This window comes from Aeromonas sp. R4-3, from assembly GCF_040908275.1.
Classification (GTDB): Bacteria; Pseudomonadota; Gammaproteobacteria; order Enterobacterales; family Aeromonadaceae; genus Aeromonas; species Aeromonas rivipollensis.
On the sequence record NZ_JBFODK010000023.1, the window covers coordinates 1 to 15,921 of the forward strand.

Here is a 15,921-nt window from a genome sequence, read left to right on the forward strand (position 1 = left end):
GGTAATCCCCCCGAAAAACTGAGGTGCTCATAAGTAGAATTTTCTCGTATCTTGAACGCAGGAGGTTCTACATGAAAACATCACGCTTTAGCGATGCACAGATCATCGCCATCCTCAAGCAGGCCGAGTCTGGTTCACCCGTCCCTGAGCTCTGCCGTGAGCATGGCATCAGCTCCGCCACCTTCTACAAGTGGCGCTCCAAATTCGGTGGCATGGATGCCTCTCTCATGGCGCGCCTCAAAGAGCTGGAAGAGGAAAATCGTCGCCTTAAGAAGATGTATGCCGAGGAGCGCCTAAAGGCTGAGATCATCTCCGAGGCGATGGCAAAAAAGTGGTGACGCCATCTGCCCGCAGGGAGATGGCGACCAAGGCTGTGGCTCATTACGCCATTTCTATCCGTCTGGCTTGCCAGGTGTTCAAGGTGAGCGAGGGTTGCTACCGTTATCAGCCCGTGCTGGCTGATGAAAACCAGGAGATTGCCGACTGGCTGCTGCGCCTCACCGCCAACCAGCGCAACTGGGGTTTCGGACTGTGCTTCCTGTACCTGCGTAACGTCAAAGGCTTTGGCTGGAACCACAAGCGGGTCTACCGGATCTATCGGGCGCTAGAGCTCAATCTGCGGATAAAACCCAAGAAGCGGCTAGTGCGGGCCAAGCCGGAGCCGTTGGCAGTCCCTGACCAACCGAATCACTGTTGGTCGATGGACTTTATGCATGACCAGCTCAGCGATGGTCGTTCGGTGCGGTTGTTTAATGTGATCGATGACTTCAATCGCGAAGCACTGTGCATCGAGGTGGATTTTTCCTTGCCTGCCTCGCGAGTCAAACGGGTGCTGGAGCAGGTCATCGAGTGGCGGGGCAAACCAGCCGCTATCCGCTGTGATAATGGTCCGGAATACATCAGCGAAGAGCTCAAGCAATGGGCGCAGCAGAAGAGGATTGCGCTGAGGTATATCCAGCCAGGCAACCCGCAGCAGAATGCCTACATAGAGCGATTTAACCGCACTGTGCGTTACGACTGGTTGGGCCATTACCTGTTTGAGTCACTGAATGAGTTACAGGAATTTGCCACGAACTGGCTGTGGGTTTATAACCATGAGCGGCCCAATATGGCGCTGGGCGGCTACACGCCGAAACAGCGCTTGGCACAGGCCGCATGACCTCTACTTTTGAGTGCTCCAAAAAATGGGGGGATTACCGGCGGCCTCCACCACCTCCAGCAAGCCGGGGCTGGCCAGCTGTATGGTGGAGAGGTTCACCGCCACGCTCCAGTCGTGATGACCCGCCTCCCGCCAGCGGCTCATCTGACGGCAGGCCTCATCCAGTACCCAGTTGCCGATGGGGATGATGAGCCGGGTCTTCTCCGCCAGGGGCAGGAAGCTCGCCGGGGAGATGGCGCCATGGTGCGGGTGCTGCCAGCGCAGCAGCGCCTCGGCGCCGACCACTTCGCCACTGTGGGCACCGTACTTGGGCTGATAGTGCAGGGCCAGCTGCCCCCGCTCCAGGGCATGGCGCAGCTCCTTTTGCAGCAAGAACTGCTGGTGGGCGTTGGCATTCATGGCGCTGTCGAAGTAGTAGTAGTCGTTGCGCCCCCGCTGCTTGGCGTAGTACATGGCGGCATCGGCGTTGAGGGTCAGCTCGTGCAGGCTGGTGCCATCCTGGGGATAGACGGCGATGCCGATGCTGGCGGTGATGTGCAGGCTGTGATGCTCCCAGGGATAGGGCTGGGCCAGAGTCGCCAGCAGCCGCTCGGCGAAGGCCGTGGTCTGGGTGATATCCCCCGGCGCCAGGGCCAGCACGAACTCGTCGCCGCCAAAGCGCGAGGCGGTGTCGCTGGCGCCGAGCAGCCCGGTGATCCGTGTCGCCACCTCGGCCAGCAGCAGATCCCCGGTGTGGTGACCGTGGGCATCGTTGATGATCTTGAAGCCGTCGAGATCGAGAAACAGCAGGGAGAAGCTGCGCTGATGGTGCTGGCACTCCTGGATGCGCTGCTCCAGCCGGTCGGCAAACAGCAGCCGGTTCGGCAGCCGGGTCAGGCTGTCATGGAGCGCCAGCTTGAGCAGCTCGTCGTGGGCCAGGTGCAAGGAGGTCGAGAGGCGGGCGGCGTGGGCATCCAGCAGGGAGAGGACCAGGGCGATGGCGAACACCGCCAGGGTCACTATGATGATGACGGTCGCGAGCCACTGGGTATTGAGGCCGGTGTAGAGGGCGCCGCACAGGCTCCCCTCAGGGAACTGGGCCGCCGCCATGCCGGTGTAGTGCATGCCGATGATGGCGGCCCCCATGACCAGGGAGGCGAGGGCCTTGCAAAAGAAGGCGCGCGGTGTGCTGTTTCGCAGGCGAAACGCAATCCAGAGCGCGGCGCCGGAGGCGAGCACGGCAATCAGGATGGAGAGGACGAAGAGCCCGCTGTGGTAGTGAATACCAGGCTCTATCTTCATGGCCGTCATGCCGATGTAGTGCATGGCGGCGATGCCTGCCCCCATCAGCAGGGCGCCCCCCGCGATCTGGCGCCAGGGTAGCTCGGGGCGGCTCACCAGCCAGAGCGCGAAGGCCGAGGAGCCGATGGCCGCCACCAGAGAGAGGCCGGTGAGGGTCAGATCGTAGCCCAGCGCTATGGGCAGGTTGAAGGCGAGCATACCGATGAAGTGCATGGACCAGATGCCAAGCCCCATGGCGAAGGCGCCCCCCGCGAGCCAGAGGGCGGCGGCCCGTCCCCGGCTCTGGCTTACCCGGCTCGTCATATTCAGCGCCGTGTAAGAGGCGAGCACCGCCACCAGGATGGAGAAAAACACCAGATCCTGGCTGTAATAACTGTCGAGCATGGGGTGGGTCGCGGTCACTTGATTCACTCTGGGATGGATAACGGCCTGAGCCATGGCCGGGCTGGGGAGGAAAATCGGGCTGGAGATTGTACACCAGAGGTGCCCCAAACCGGCCAGCTATACGCACCAAAATGGGCCCAGGATCAGAGTAAAAACACTGAATTTACCCCTTGATGGCAATGCCCTCCCGCCCCTTGTCCCAAGGCGGGTTCCAAATTTTCCCGCTTGAAAAGCAGGGGCATGATGAATGTGACGTTCCCGCTCAGTGACACTCGCTAGCCCACCGCCAGCTTGGCGACCTCTTTCCACATGAAGGGAGGCATTGGTGTCATCAGGCGCCATTTAATGTTCATCGGTTGGCTGCCGCTGTGGGAGACGTACTCCACTTCACCAAAATTCACGAAGCCGAGGGTTCGTCCAAACTCATCGCTATTCTGCTCACGGACGAACAAAAACAGGCGCTTCCCCTTCTCCTTTTGTTCGATGTAACTCAAACCCTTGCCACGATCGGGGCGAGCGCTGTTTTGACTCTGCCAATGGAAAAGCGACTCGCTGATGGCGTAATCGTGGTAGCGCGTGGTGGGGGAGAAGTGTTTCTCCGTTTTGTTTAGGGTCACAAACAGCAGCTCAATATTCTGCTCTGCAATCACGAACACCCCTTCACGAGCTGACGGTTGCTGTTCGAAATTGGTGGCACCAAAACCAACTAACACCTGCTCTCTGGCATAACGGGCATGTAGCCGTAGCGGATTATCGGGAAGGTGGGGCATTGCTAACTGCTCGTGTTGAACCCGATTGATCAACAGGGGTAATAGGTCTGACAGTTCAGCCCTGAGCTCCGGGTGTTCGAGCCGCTTAAGGCTCTGCGCCAGGGTGGCGAAACCCGCCTTGGGACCGCTCTGTTGCCAGAAGTCGTAATGGCACATCAAGGCCATGCGCTCATCTTGTTCAGAAGGGGGGGCAAAGTGTCCTGCGGCCAGCTCTTGCAGAAATTGCAAGTAATGGAGCGCATCACAGCCGAGCAAGCGGGTGTTAATGGCACGGGTGTAGAGGGTGTGTAGCTTATCGTCGGTGAACTCAGAAACTGTGTGGTTGTGTGCTTGCTTGACCAATGCGCTCCAGTTGCCGCGTTTGTAGACCTCCTCAAGAGTGATGTGAGGGTAAAAGTTCAAAAAGTTCGCCAGGGTCAGCGGTAAATCACAATCCTGTGAGAAACGGCGGATCAGACCAATCAACCGTGCCGTATTAAGGGTGGCTTGGCGGATATTATTCAGTATCAACTCTTGGGTCTGCTTCGATAGCTCGATGCGACAACGCAAGGGGGCATGAGGGAAGCCCTGCTTGATTTCGTGGCTAATCGCCTTATTGGTTTTGCCAACCAGTGCTCGGAATTTTTGGGCAAAGTCATATTCCGCACGGGCATTGCCGACAAAGTCCAGCACTGTGCAGCACTCTTTATCGTTTGCCAGTCGCAGGCCACGCCCTAATTGCTGTAAGAAAATGGTTAGGCTTTCCGTTGGTCTTAAAAACAGCAAGGTATCGACTTCCGGAATATCGACACCTTCGTTGAAAATGTCCACTACGCAGAGAATGTTGATAACCCCGGTGCGCAAATCTTGTTGTTTGCTATGCCGCTCGTCGCGGTTATCGCTGGTGAGAATGTCCGCCTTGATGCCCTTGAGTAAAAAGGCCTTACACATAAAGTCGGCATGGTCACGGCTCACGCAAAATGCCAGTGCTTTGACCTTGGTAATATCGGTGACGATCTCATCGAGGCTCTGGACTATTTTCTGCACCCGCTGCTGATTGTGGGTGTAGATATTGGTGAGCTCGGTGATGTCATAGCGGCCATTTTTCCAAGGGACTTGGCGTAAATCTGTATCATCGTCGATGCCAAAATATTGGAATGGACAGAGATGACGACGATTAATGGCTTCTGGTAGGCGGATTTCGGCTGCGATCACGCCACAAAAGTCGGCGAGAATATCACCGCAATCGTGGCGCTCAGGAGTGGCTGTCAATCCCAAGAGAATGTGAGGGGAAAAGGCGGCGAGCAAGCCACGATAACTGGCCGCCGCAATATGGTGAACCTCATCGATAACGATGTAATCGAAGTAATCAGGGCTAAGACGCAAGTTCGGTAGTTGATTATTCAAGGACTGCACTGAAGCAAAGAGTTGCTTGTAGTGGTTTGGTGTCACACCGCCGACCATCAACTCGCCAAAGTGAGACTGTTTAAGTACTCCTCGGTAAGCCGCCTGTGCCTGGCGCAAGATCTCCTCTTTATGGGCGACAAACAGCAACTTGGCATCGGGTTTTATGTTCAGAAAACGAGAAAAATCAAAGGCTGAGATCAGCGTTTTGCCTGTACCGGTTGCCGCCACGATCAAGTTACGAAAGCGTTGATGCAGAGAACGCTCCATTGCCAGTTGCTCAAGGATCTCCTGCTGATGAGGAAATGGTGTGATATCAAAGAAGTGGGCAGGATTGTGCTTGTCACCGTCGCTACGGGCTTCTTGTAGAGCATGCTGTAATTTTGTTCGGCTTTCGAGCTTGCCATCAAACAGCTCAAAATCATCGGATTCCCAATAGGTTTCAAAGGTACTGAGGGATTTCTCGATGATATGGGGGATCTCTTGCGAGGTGATTTTAAGGTTCCACTCTAATCCACTGGTGAGGGCTGAATGGGAGAGGTTAGAGGAACCTATATAACCAGTATGAAAGCCGGTCTCGCGATAAAAGAGATAGCTCTTGGCATGCAAGCGCTCACGTTGAGTGTTATAGCTGAGTTTGACTTCGGTATTAGGTAGGTTGGCTAAAAACTCTACTGCTTTGGCATCAGTGGCCCCCATATAAGAGGTGGTGATGACTTTTAACTTGCGGCCACTACGGGTAAATTCTTCCAGCTCATGGCGGAAAATACGAATGCCTGCCCATTTGATAAACGAGACCAGCCAGCAGATGCTATCTGCAGATAATATTTCCCGTTTAATCTCTGATTCCATCGACAAGCCCGCATTGCTGCCGCAAAACAACTCACTTTGGGTCAGCCCAGTCAGAGGAAAAATATCTTCAGCATATTGCTTTAAATTGGCGGAGAGGGGGTTATCCAGTGCATAGAGGGCGGTGAGGATGTTGCCTTGGCTGCTAATCAGGTTTTCTTCAACAAAGCCAGGGTCTTGAATGTGATCTTTCAACCAGAGTAGTAATTGATTGGCCAGTTCAATCTGCCGTTGTAGTTGATCATCCCCAGCGGCTACCGAGCCCACCGCATATTCCAAAATGCGGCTAAGAAATCGAGATAACCAGACGGCAGCTTCGGAGGGGTCAAGCTGGCGCTCTCCTACGTAAAAGCGATCTCGGTCGAGTCGGGATGCCAGCAGTTGAGTAATGAGCTGTTCATAAATGCCGCATTGTTGCATCACTATTGACCTTGAGCTTGTACATGAGGATGGTGGGAAGAGTATCATTTTTCGTAACTAAATCAGTAAGCTGTTGTCGCCTGTTACTCGTTTGAAAATCCATCAGGATTTTAGCGGTGCAGAGCAGCAAAGCCAACCACAGGGAGGTGGTGATGGATCCGGTTTCTTACCTTTTTTCGGCTTATCTCAATTTGGTGCAGCAGCAGGTGACGGATATCTATGGCACCGAGGTCAAGGCGCTGGTGGTGCAGTATGAGGGGGAGCAAGTCCCCTTCTCTTATCAGCTCTGGCAGATCAAACAGAACAGCGTCTGCCGTCCCTATGAGCAGGATGTACGGCGCTTTAGCCAGTATACGCTCAAGGCAAGGGCGCTGTTTGGCAAGCTGTGCGATGAGTTATCGCGCCAGGATGACAGTAGCTGACAGCTCCCTAAGTACCGCACCATGTACGGCTCGGCCGCCATCGGCTATCGCCCCATGATTGCGGAGATCGCCGATGCCAAGCAGAGCCCGGCGAAGCTCGCGGAGCGGGCCTGCAATCAGGCCATTCTGGCGGCCATGGAGAGCGAGGACGAAGCCCTGCTTGCCCAGCGCGACAAGGCCTGTTCCGCCGTGCGATAAGGCGTATTTCCCTGATAAAAGAAATGCTTAGGGATAATGGATGTGCGCCAAGGCACAGTCTCTGCCAAGGGGACTGGTTATGATGGGGTGGGGATCACCACCACAGGGAGCATGCATGATCAGCCATATCGACCATCTGGTATTGACGGTGAGCGACATCGAGCGGGCGGTAGCGTTTTACAGCCGCGCCTTCAAGATGGAGCCCATCACCTTCGGGGCCGGGCGCCGGGCCCTGCGCTTTGGCAACCAGAAGATCAATCTGCAACTGCCGGGGGAGGAGCCGCGCAACCGGGCACAGGTAGGTTCGGGGGATCTCTGCCTCATCACTCGCTGGCCCCTGGATCAGGTGATGGCCCAGCTCGAGAGCCAGGGGGTCGAGATAGTGGAGGGGCCCGTGACGAAGAGCGGCGCCTGCGGCCCCATCGAATCTGTCTATTGCCTGGATCCGGATCAGAACCTCGTCGAGATAAGCCGCTATCGCTGAGTCCCCTGACGCATCAGGGCCGGTTTTCCTCGCCTTTGGCGAGGGCCCTGCGCAGTAGAGGGAGCAAGCTGAGCACCATGCCGGTGAAGAGCAGCAGATAGCCCAGGGGCAGCAGGGCAAAGGGCTCGTGCAAGAATCCCTGTGTATCCACTGTGGTGCCAAGCAGGTTGAAGGCCACAAAGCAGCCGAGCCCGGCCAGGATCAGCAGGGCGCCTATGGTCGTTGTCATCTCGTTGTCCTCGTTCGCGTATGGAAGAGGGGTGAGGGTGTCATGGCTGGATGAAGCGAGCGTGAAGTGGCGCCGGGCATGCAACCTGCGATCGCCCAGATTAAAGCGACAGCGATACATCTAACACAACAGGGCAGCCATGGGCTGCCCTGTTGCTTTTGGGGGCGTTTCGGGGAGTGGCGTGACTAGCAGACCCCTTGCGCCAGCATGGCGTCGGCCACCTTGACGAAGCCGGCGATGTTGGCGCCGCTTTCGTAGTTCACATGGCCATAATCCTGACCATAACGGACACAGGTGGCGTGGATGCTGGTCATTATCCCCTTGAGGCGGGCATCCACCTCTTCCCGGGTCCAGGAGAGGCGTTGGGCATTCTGGCTCATCTCCAGGCCCGAGGTGGCGACCCCACCGGCGTTGGCGGCCTTGCCCGGGGCAAACAGCACCCGCGCCTCGTGGAATACCTTGATGGCGGCGGCGCTGGAGGGCATGTTGGCCCCCTCGGCCACCAGTTGCACCCCATTGGCGACCAAGGCTGCGGCATCCTCTGCATCCAGCTCGTTCTGGGTGGCGCAGGGCAGGGCGACGTCCGCTTGCAGGTGCCAGGGGGTGCGACCGGTGAAGAACTCCAGCCCCAGCTCATGGGCGTAATCCGCCACCCGCTTGCGCTGCTCGTTTTTAAGCGCCATCAGGCGGGCCAGCTTCTCGGGGGTGAAGCCGTCGGGATCGTAGACTGTGCCACCGGAGTCGGAGGCGCTGATGACACAGGCGCCCAGCGCCATCGCCTTCTCGATGGCGTATTGGGCGACGTTGCCCGAGCCCGACACCGAGACTCGCATGCCGGCCAGGGACTGGCCACGGTGGGCCAGCATGGCCTCGACAAAATAGAGCAAGCCGTAGCCGGTGGCTTCCGGGCGGATCAGGCTGCCGCCAAAGGAGAGCCCCTTGCCGGTGAAGACGCACTCGGCGCTGTTGGTGAGCTTCTTCATCATGCCCGCCATGTAGCTCACCTCGCGCCCGCCCACCCCGATGTCACCGGCCGGCACGTCGGTGTTGGCCCCGAGGTGGCGATAGAGCTCCAGCATCAGCGCCTGGCAGAAGCGCATCACCTCTCCCTCGCTCTTGCCCTTGGGATCGAAGTCGCTGCCCCCCTTGCCGCCACCCATGGGCAGGGTGGTGAGGGCATTCTTGAAGGTCTGCTCGAAGGCGAGGAATTTCAGCACCGAGAGATCCACCGAGGGGTGGAAGCGCATGCCCCCCTTGAAGGGACCGATGGCGCTGTTGTGCTGGATGCGGTAGCCACGGTTCACCTGTACCTGACCCTGGTCATCCACCCAGCTCACCCGAAACTGCACGAGGCGCTCGGGCTCCACCAGCCGCTCCAGCAGGCCGTGTTGCAGGTAGCGGGGGTGACGCGCCACATAGGGCCAGATGGAGGCGACGACCTCACTCACCGCCTGGATGAACTCGGGTTGGTGGGGGTTGCGGCTGGCCACCTGGGCCAGGAATGCCTCCTGAGAGAGGGAATGACTCATCTGTAACTCCTGTAATAAAGGGAAATTGGCCTCTTGCCAGAGAAGGGTCGGCGCCGCACCCGCTTTATATTCGACATTGAAAGTGAATACGGATAAAAATTTGTTTCGTGGCGGTAATTGCCGACAATGATGGCGGTTACGCCGCTACATGGCCGACACAAACGTAATAATTCGCGCTGACGAAAATCTTTTTATGCATTTTTAGTCAATAAATAGCAAGTTTTAGTTCATCCCTCTCTATGGGTATCCTTCGACGCTCTCTGCGACCGCTGGCTTGTCGCTACAGGTTGGGCTGGGGAGAGGAGGGCGGGAGCAGGGGTAAGGTGGGGCGGATGGCAGGATCCGGTGCACGGGGCGGGGCAAGGGATGGCGCAATATGCTACTGTAGCGGCGTTTTTTTGAGGAAAGGGCGGCCTTGCCCTTTTGAAGAGATTGATTGCAGGCGCTTTTTGTAGATTCTTTTTGTTGATTCTTTTTGTAGATGGACATGTATGCAGACTAACCCGACCATGACCTGGCTGATTGAGCCGACACTTCTTTTGAACTCCACTATCTGGCAGGTGACCCATGCTGGCCGATGAATCCATGCGCCTGAACAAATACATCAGCGAGAGCGGCATCTGCTCCCGTCGCGAGGCCGATCGCTTCATCGAGCAGGGCCATGTCTACATCAACGGCAAGCGGGCCGGGATCGGCGATCAGGTGTTTGCCGGGGATCTGGTCAAGGTCAACGGTCAGGTGATAGAGGCGCGGGAGGCGGACAGCCTGGTCTTCATCGTGCTGAACAAGCCGGTGGGCATCGTCTCCACCACGGAGGCGGGGGAGAAGGACAACATCGTCGACTTCGTCAACCACAGCACCCGCATCTTCCCCATAGGGCGCCTCGACAAGGACTCCCAGGGCCTCATCTTCCTCACCAACCACGGGGATCTGGTGAACAAGATCCTGCGGGCGGGCAACGATCACGAGAAAGAGTACCTGGTGACCGTGGACAAGCCGGTGACCGACGAGTTTATCCGGGGCATGGGAGCCGGGGTGCCCATCCTCGGCGCCGTCACCAAGAAGTGCAAGGTGAAGCGAGAAGCCCCCTTCGTGTTTCGTATCACGCTGGTGCAGGGGCTGAACCGCCAGATCCGCCGCATGTGCGAACACTTCGGCTTCGAGGTAACCAAGCTCGAGCGCATCCGCATCATGAACGTCAGCCTCAAGGGGTTGCCGGTGGGGGAGTGGCGCGATCTCACCGACGACGAGCTGATCGAGCTGTTCAAGCTCATTGAAGATTCCTCCTCCGAGGTGAAACCGGCCAAGGGGGAGAAACCCAAGACCCCGGCGGCGCAAACCACCAAACCGGCCCAGGGGAAGAAGCCGCGCCGCGACGACGATCACGAGATTGGCGGGCGCCCCAATGTGCCGGGCCCGGAGGCCTTCGAGAAGAAGAGCCCCGCAGGCAAGGGCGGCGTGGGCAAGGGAGTAGCTGCTAAAGGCGCCGCTGGCAAGGGGGCCCCGGCCAAGGGGGGCAAGCCGGCCACTGCGGGCAAACCGCGCACCAACCAGGGTGGACGGCAGAAGAAGGGGCGCTAAGGCGCCCCGTCACTCGCTTTTCAACTTGCTCAATACACCGGCCCTAGGCCGGTGTATTGCTTTGTGCCGTCTGGCCCCGTTGGCTGACAGGAGCCGCAGGCTGTCGCATCACGCGGGCGTAGTGGCGCGGATCCAGACGCAGTACCAGCAGGCTCATCAGCGCCAGCCCCCCCAACTGCCACTGCCAGGCGCTGGCAAAGTCGCCGCTCAAGTGATGCAGGCGCGCCGCCACCCAGGGGCCCGTGGCCGCCAGGATGAAGCCAAACCCCTGCATCAGGGCGCTGAGGCTGCCGGCGCGCCTGGGGTCTGGCAGGTGATCCAGCGCAATCACCATGATGAGGGAGAAGCTGCCGCCAAGTCCGGCGCCGCACAGCAGGCACCAGAGGATGGGGGCGACTTCTGGGGCGAGCCAGAGGCCGCCAAAGCCCGCCACCTGCATCACAATGGCGAGCCCCATCCAGGGGCGCCTGTCCAACTTGCGCGCCGCCAGCAGCGGCAGACCCAGGCCGCTCACGGTCTGGGCCAGGGCCAGCCAGGCCACCAGTTCGCCCCCCTGCTGGGGGCTCCACCCCAGCGCCAGGTAGGCGGGGGCCAGCCAGGCCACGACGATGCCGTAGCCGCTGTTGATGATGCCAAAGCAGGCGATCAGCAGCCAGGCGCGGGGCAGCGCGATCAGCCGCTGCTCCCCTGACTCGGTGGCGTGTGGCGCGGCGGCGGGCAGGCGCACCCGCCAGCCGAGCCAGACCAGGGCCAGCAGCACCGGCAGGCTCCACAGGGCCAGCGCCCGGGACCAGTCGAGGTGCACGGCGACCTTGGGGGTGAGCACGGCACCGAGCGCCCCGCCCCCCATCATGCAGGCGGAGAAGATCCCCATCACCAGAGGCACCTTGCCCGCGAAGGCGCGCTTGATGAGGCCGGGCAGCACTCCCTGAACCAGGGCCGACCCCAGCCCGCACAGGGCAGCGCTGGCGATAAGCAGGGTGCCGCTCGCGAGATCGAAGCGCAGGGCGCTGCCCAGCATCAGCAGCAACAGGGCCGTGCCGAGCAAGGGGCGCGGCCCGGTCTTGTCGAGCAGGGACGGGGTAAGCAGCACGCCGACCCCGATCAGCAACAGTGGCAGCAGGGTGACCCAGGCCAGCCTGTCCATCCCGAGCGCCAGTTGGGCATCTATCTCCCCCGCCAGTGGGCCTATGGCGGTGAGGAAGGGGCGCAGGTTGATGCCAATCAGCACCACCAGCACCAGCAGGGCGCCGCTGCCGGAGGGGAGCGGGCGCTTAACCATGGGACTGGGGGCCGTAGAGGGCGGCGGCCGGTATGGAGCTTGGCAACTTGATGAGGGGCAGGGGCGGCGGGTTGAGGGGCAGGCGCAGCTTGTCATAGCTCGATGTGCTGTCAAAGCCGAAGGGGGCGGCGTCGGCATTGTCGAAGGCGTAGTAGACGGCGCTGATGCCGTTCATCACCAGGGCGCAGAGGCACATGGGGCAGGGGTGGCCGCTGGCATAGACGATGGCACCCGCAAGCGGGCCCTTGCGGCTCCCCTCCCGCAGCGCCTCCAGCTCGGCGTGACGGCTGGGATCCCCCGCTTCCAGCATACGGTTGACGGCGCTCGCCACCAGCTGGTTGTCTCGCACCAAGAGGGCTGCGAAGGGGCGGCCCCCTTGCTGGCGGTGGGTCAGGGCCAGCTGCAGGGTCTGCTCCAGCCATGCCTGATGGCTGGGGGCCGAGACGGCACTGAGGGAGTTCACTGGGCGGGCACCGGACTGGGGAGGCTGTGGCATGGGATCATCCTGGGAAAAGAGGGGGTGACGGCAGCCTAACGGGCCCGCAAGTCATTTGGAAATTAAATGATAAAATGACTTTCAGTGATTTTATAAATGGAGAATTCCCCCATGGAGCGACCCTTGCTGGATCCCCACCTGCTGCAGAGCTTTGTCGCCATCGTCGAGACCGGCAGTTTCACCCGTGCCGGCGAGCGGATGCACCTGACCCAGTCCACCATCAGCCAGCAGATGCGCCGCCTCGAGCAGCAGCTCGGTTGTCCGCTGCTCGACAGATCCGGCCGCCAGGTGGTGACCACGGCCCAGGGGGAAACACTGCTGGGGCTGGCGCGCCGCATTCTGGGGCTGCTGGCCCGGGCGGGGGAGCGGGTGAGCGAGGCCAGTCAACCCCTGCGTCTCGGGGTGCCCGAGGATTTCGCCGCCGGCGCCATGACGGCGGTGCTGGCGGCTTTCGCCCGGCAATACCCCGAGGTGAGGCTGGAGGTGCAAAGCGGTCTTAGCCACGTCCTGTGGCAGGCCTTCGAAGGGGGGGAGCTGGATCTGGCGCTGATCAAGCAGGGGCGGGGGCAGGGGGAGCCCATCGCCCGTTGGCGCGAGCCGCTGGCCTGGGTCGACAGCCGCGGCTGGCCTGCCTGCGAGCGGGAGCCTGTTCCCCTGGTGGTGTTTCCGAGCGAAGGCCTCTATCGGCGCCAGATCACCGAGGCCCTGGATGCCAGGGGGATCCCCTGGCGCATCGCCTACGTGAGTGCCAGCCTCGCCAGCCTGCAGGGGGCGGTGAGCGCGGGCATAGGGGTGAGCCTGCTGCCCGCCCGATTGCAGCAGCCCGATCAGGTGGCGCTGGTGGATTGGCCGGCGGTGCGCTCGGTGGAGCTGGCCCTGCACCTGGGGGCGGGGGACAGTGAGCCCCTCAGCCGGCTGTGCGAGGCCCTGATCGCGCTCTGTGACGAGGTGATGGGGCCCAGGTAGGTACAAGCCAGGCCCGAGGCCTCAGGCCAGGGCTTGTCTGGGCACCACGGCGAGCCAGACTTCCACCTCGCCGCTGCCGCTATCCGGGTCAAAGGCGTCGCCGTAGCGCTCAAAATCCGGCTTGTTGGCGGATTCCCAGCTGGACCGAGCCAGCCAGTCGAGGGCGGCCTGCCAGGTTTGGGGCAGGGCATCGACATGGCCCCGGTGCAGGAAGACGGCGTAGGTCTGGGGAGTGATCCGCATCCGGCCGATCCCGGGGGGCAGCACCTCCAGGGCGGCTACTTCCACCGCGCACATATATTCGCACTCGGTGGCGGCGCAGATGACACCGTAGGCGTGCTCCCCCAGCTGACCCGGCAGGGGGCCAAGGGCGCTGAAGTCACGCCACTGGCCACCGAAGTCGCCGTGCTGGAAGCTGTGATGGCGGCGCAGGCCGCCAAGCAGCATGGCCTTGCCGGTTTCGAAGCGAACGGGGTCTGACATGGTGCCTCCTGGGTTGGAAGGGTGAAGGGACAGTGTCGAGAGCAAAGCGTCAGTGCGCCCGGCCTTCCTCGAGCTTGCGCTCATAGTCCTGGCGGACGATGGCGAGCGCCGCCAGGGCGAGATCCGGGGCAATCTGGTTGGTTTCCAGCAGTTCTATCAGATCCACCGCGAGTTTGACCTCGGGGGGGGCATTTTCCAGTGACATCTTGATTTCTCATGGGGGCAGAGTGGGCGCCATTATAGCGCCCCGGGCGGTGAAGACACGCCCCGGGTGTCCGGGGCTTGAAGGGCTTCACATGTGCTGACGCATCTCCTTGTCGAGCTCTTCGCGCAGGGCCATCAGTTTCCTGGCGTACTGCTGCAAGCTCAGATCCTGCTCGCTCACCGGCTGCCACTGGGGCACCGGGCTCGGCTTGCCGTGCTCGTCCATGGCCACGAAGATGATGATGCAGTGGGTGGTCTTGTGGCGCGCAGGGTCAGTGGGGTGGCGGCTGTAGACATCCACCGCCAGGTGCATGCTGGTGGTGCCCGTGTGGATCACCTTGGCGTGCACCTCCACCAGCTGGCCTATCTGGATGGGACGCAAAAAACGGATGCCCCCCACATAGACGGTGACGGCATAGCCGCCACACCAGCCGGCGGCGCAGGCGTAGCCGGCCTGATCGATCCACTTCATCACCATGCCGCCATGGACCTTGCCGCCGAAGTTGACGTCGGCGGGTTCGGCGAGAAATTGCAGGGTCAGCTCGTGGGGTGGGGTCATATCGTCTCCTCGGTTCATTGCCGGTCACTCTTGCGGTAGGCCTCGGCCTGCTGGCAGGGAGGCAGGGATGACACATAGGGGCGTTCATTGCCGGTGCGCTGGCCGAGGCTGGCGTACTCCTGCTGGCAGCGGGTCGTCTTGCCCCCGGCCCTGACGCAGGCATCGATGCGCTGCTGCCTCTCTTGTATCGTCTGTTGTTGCCGGGCGTTGGCACAGGCTCTGTCCAGCCCGGCCTGATGGGTGTCCCGAGCCTGTTCTATGGCGAGCAGGCCGCCCGAGAGGGTGCCACCGAGCAGCAGTATGACCAGCTTCATCATGGGTTGTCTCCTTGCGAAGGGCGCCTCGCCATGCCCAGGGCTATGCCCCCGAAATGGCCAGTGATGACAATAACAATCGCAGCGACCAGGACTCATCCAACCAGATGATCCCGGCCACGAGCAGGGTCGGCTGCGACAGACGGGGCAGGGACATCCATTCACCTTGAGTTCAGCGGCGGCGGCCCAGCATGGCAGCTCATGCAAATGAGGAGGCCCCATGAAACAGATGCTGGAGCAATTGATGGGAGCTGGCAAGGGCTGGCTCAACGATGGCGGTGACACGCGCAAGGCCCAGATGAAGGGCATGGCCCAGGGGGGGCTGGCCGCCGGGGCCATGGCGCTGCTGCTTGGCAACAAGAAGATGCGCAAGTACGGCACCAAGGTGGCGGCGGTGGGCGGGGCGGCCGCCCTCGGCGGGCTGGCCTACAAGCTCTATCAGGACTGGCAGCAAAACCAGAGTGCGCCAGCGGCTGGCACGCCCCATCCCCTCAACGAGCTGGCGGGCGCCGAACTGGATGCCCGCGCCAGCTTGCTGGTGCGCGCCATGGTGGCGGCGGCCCGGGCCGACGGCCACATCGACGGCAACGAGCGTCAGAAGATCCAGCAGTACCTGACCGAGCAGGGCCAACCCGATGCCGCCCGCTGGATTGATGCCGAGCTGGCCCGCCCGCTGGACCCGCAAGCCCTGGCCCGGGAAGTGACCGACATGGAGCAGGCCACCGAGGTCTATCTCGCCTCCCTGCTCGCGGTCGAGGTGGATCACTTCATGGAGCGCGGCTATCTCGATGAGCTGGCCCGTGCCCTCAAACTCGATGACAACCTGAAAGCCAGCATAGAGCGCCAGGTGGCCCAGCTGGGCGCGCCGGGTTGAGCCCAGGCAGCCATAAGATTGTCCACAAGGCCCCGTCATGGGGCCTTGTTGTTG

General features: G+C 60.9%; 15 protein-coding genes and 1 pseudogene. 6 read left to right on the top strand and 10 right to left on the bottom strand.

Annotated elements, in window-relative coordinates:
• The first annotated feature begins 71 nt into the window (after window positions 1-71).
• A protein-coding gene (locus AB5Y91_RS06200; RefSeq protein WP_088821966.1) for an IS3-like element ISAs22 family transposase occupies window positions 72-1,159 on the top strand; the annotation gives its coding sequence in 2 pieces (ribosomal slippage) (window positions 72-324 and window positions 324-1,159; 1,089 coding nt in all).
• A gap of 3 nt (window positions 1,160-1,162) precedes the next feature.
• On the opposite strand, the gene AB5Y91_RS06205 is transcribed toward AB5Y91_RS06200, so the two are convergent.
• Window positions 1,163-2,824, bottom strand: coding sequence for a putative bifunctional diguanylate cyclase/phosphodiesterase (locus AB5Y91_RS06205; RefSeq protein ID WP_368169306.1), 1,662 nt, complete (start codon window positions 2,822-2,824; stop codon window positions 1,163-1,165).
• Between the two features lie 275 nt (window positions 2,825-3,099).
• On the bottom strand, window positions 3,100-6,246 hold the full coding sequence (locus tag AB5Y91_RS06210; protein WP_368169307.1) for a DUF3427 domain-containing protein: 3,147 nt from the start codon (window positions 6,244-6,246) through the stop codon (window positions 3,100-3,102).
• Window positions 6,247-6,398: 152 nt separating this feature from the next.
• Between AB5Y91_RS06210 and AB5Y91_RS06215 the strand changes: the two are divergent.
• Both AB5Y91_RS06215 and AB5Y91_RS06220 read left to right on the top strand, forming a co-directional pair.
• Window positions 6,399-6,866: pseudogene (locus tag AB5Y91_RS06215) on the top strand (hypothetical protein).
• 115 nt (window positions 6,867-6,981) lie between these two features.
• Window positions 6,982-7,350: a VOC family protein gene (locus tag AB5Y91_RS06220; protein ID WP_368169308.1), complete on the top strand. Its 369-nt coding sequence runs from the start codon at window positions 6,982-6,984 to the stop codon at window positions 7,348-7,350.
• Window positions 7,351-7,363: 13 nt separating this feature from the next.
• On the opposite strand, the gene AB5Y91_RS06225 is transcribed toward AB5Y91_RS06220, so the two are convergent.
• Together AB5Y91_RS06225 and gdhA are read right to left on the bottom strand one after the other, a co-directional pair.
• Window positions 7,364-7,579, bottom strand: a complete 216-nt coding sequence (locus AB5Y91_RS06225) for a DUF3955 domain-containing protein (RefSeq protein ID WP_368169309.1) — start codon at window positions 7,577-7,579, stop codon at window positions 7,364-7,366.
• Between the two features lie 185 nt (window positions 7,580-7,764).
• Window positions 7,765-9,108 (bottom strand): NADP-specific glutamate dehydrogenase, encoded by a 1,344-nt coding sequence (gene gdhA, locus AB5Y91_RS06230; RefSeq protein ID WP_368169310.1) that lies wholly within the window; start codon window positions 9,106-9,108, stop codon window positions 7,765-7,767.
• A 567-nt stretch (window positions 9,109-9,675) separates the two neighbouring features.
• Here gdhA and rluF point away from each other — a divergent pair.
• Entirely contained in the window at window positions 9,676-10,689 is a 1,014-nt protein-coding gene (rluF, locus tag AB5Y91_RS06235) for a 23S rRNA pseudouridine(2604) synthase RluF (RefSeq protein ID WP_283941569.1), read from the top strand.
• A gap of 43 nt (window positions 10,690-10,732) precedes the next feature.
• On the opposite strand, the gene AB5Y91_RS06240 is transcribed toward rluF, so the two are convergent.
• Window positions 10,733-11,971, bottom strand: coding sequence for a cyanate transporter (locus tag AB5Y91_RS06240; protein ID WP_368169311.1), 1,239 nt, complete (start codon window positions 11,969-11,971; stop codon window positions 10,733-10,735).
• Complete coding sequence (locus AB5Y91_RS06245; protein WP_368169312.1) at window positions 11,964-12,467, bottom strand: nucleoside deaminase; 504 nt, start codon at window positions 12,465-12,467, stop codon at window positions 11,964-11,966. The genes AB5Y91_RS06240 and AB5Y91_RS06245 overlap by 8 nt, the downstream gene beginning before the upstream one ends.
• A gap of 123 nt (window positions 12,468-12,590) precedes the next feature.
• Here AB5Y91_RS06245 and AB5Y91_RS06250 point away from each other — a divergent pair, with 123 nt between their 5' ends.
• Entirely contained in the window at window positions 12,591-13,433 is an 843-nt protein-coding gene (locus AB5Y91_RS06250; RefSeq protein WP_368169418.1) for a LysR family transcriptional regulator, read from the top strand.
• A 21-nt stretch (window positions 13,434-13,454) separates the two neighbouring features.
• On the opposite strand, the gene AB5Y91_RS06255 is transcribed toward AB5Y91_RS06250, so the two are convergent.
• From AB5Y91_RS06255 to AB5Y91_RS06270, 4 genes are all read right to left on the bottom strand, one after another.
• Window positions 13,455-13,916, bottom strand: coding sequence for a GyrI-like domain-containing protein (locus AB5Y91_RS06255; RefSeq protein ID WP_368169313.1), 462 nt, complete (start codon window positions 13,914-13,916; stop codon window positions 13,455-13,457).
• Window positions 13,917-13,965: 49 nt separating this feature from the next.
• Window positions 13,966-14,121 carry a pleiotropic regulatory protein RsmS gene (gene rsmS / locus AB5Y91_RS06260; RefSeq protein WP_234691528.1) on the bottom strand — a complete coding sequence of 52 codons (156 nt, stop codon included), beginning with the start codon at window positions 14,119-14,121 and terminating at the stop codon, window positions 13,966-13,968.
• An 87-nt stretch (window positions 14,122-14,208) separates the two neighbouring features.
• Window positions 14,209-14,679, bottom strand: a complete 471-nt coding sequence (locus AB5Y91_RS06265) for an acyl-CoA thioesterase (protein ID WP_234567726.1) — start codon at window positions 14,677-14,679, stop codon at window positions 14,209-14,211.
• Window positions 14,680-14,693: 14 nt separating this feature from the next.
• Window positions 14,694-14,996, bottom strand: a complete 303-nt coding sequence (locus tag AB5Y91_RS06270) for a hypothetical protein (protein ID WP_368169314.1) — start codon at window positions 14,994-14,996, stop codon at window positions 14,694-14,696.
• A 217-nt stretch (window positions 14,997-15,213) separates the two neighbouring features.
• Between AB5Y91_RS06270 and AB5Y91_RS06275 the strand changes: the two genes are divergently transcribed.
• Window positions 15,214-15,867: a tellurite resistance TerB family protein gene (locus tag AB5Y91_RS06275; RefSeq protein ID WP_262109362.1), complete on the top strand. Its 654-nt coding sequence runs from the start codon at window positions 15,214-15,216 to the stop codon at window positions 15,865-15,867.
• Window positions 15,868-15,921: the final 54 nt, after the last annotated feature.

Excerpts from the sequence above, each read along its gene's own strand:
- AB5Y91_RS06225 (WP_368169309.1), bottom strand. The coding sequence starts at position 7,579 with ATGACAACGACCATAGGCGCCCTGCTGATCCTGGCCGGGCTCGGCTGC.
- AB5Y91_RS06270 (WP_368169314.1), bottom strand. The coding sequence starts at position 14,996 with ATGATGAAGCTGGTCATACTGCTGCTCGGTGGCACCCTCTCGGGCGGC.
- rluF (WP_283941569.1), top strand. The coding sequence starts at position 9,676 with ATGCTGGCCGATGAATCCATGCGCCTGAACAAATACATCAGCGAGAGC.
- AB5Y91_RS06255 (WP_368169313.1), bottom strand. The coding sequence starts at position 13,916 with ATGTCAGACCCCGTTCGCTTCGAAACCGGCAAGGCCATGCTGCTTGGC.
- AB5Y91_RS06210 (WP_368169307.1), bottom strand. The coding sequence starts at position 6,246 with ATGCAACAATGCGGCATTTATGAACAGCTCATTACTCAACTGCTGGCA.
- gdhA (WP_368169310.1), bottom strand. The coding sequence starts at position 9,108 with ATGAGTCATTCCCTCTCTCAGGAGGCATTCCTGGCCCAGGTGGCCAGC.
- AB5Y91_RS06240 (WP_368169311.1), bottom strand. The coding sequence starts at position 11,971 with ATGGTTAAGCGCCCGCTCCCCTCCGGCAGCGGCGCCCTGCTGGTGCTG.
- AB5Y91_RS06245 (WP_368169312.1), bottom strand. The coding sequence starts at position 12,467 with ATGCCACAGCCTCCCCAGTCCGGTGCCCGCCCAGTGAACTCCCTCAGT.
- AB5Y91_RS06205 (WP_368169306.1), bottom strand. The coding sequence starts at position 2,824 with ATGCTCGACAGTTATTACAGCCAGGATCTGGTGTTTTTCTCCATCCTG.
- rsmS (WP_234691528.1), bottom strand. The coding sequence starts at position 14,121 with ATGTCACTGGAAAATGCCCCCCCCGAGGTCAAACTCGCGGTGGATCTG.
- AB5Y91_RS06275 (WP_262109362.1), top strand. The coding sequence starts at position 15,214 with ATGAAACAGATGCTGGAGCAATTGATGGGAGCTGGCAAGGGCTGGCTC.
- AB5Y91_RS06220 (WP_368169308.1), top strand. The coding sequence starts at position 6,982 with ATGATCAGCCATATCGACCATCTGGTATTGACGGTGAGCGACATCGAG.
- AB5Y91_RS06265 (WP_234567726.1), bottom strand. The coding sequence starts at position 14,679 with ATGACCCCACCCCACGAGCTGACCCTGCAATTTCTCGCCGAACCCGCC.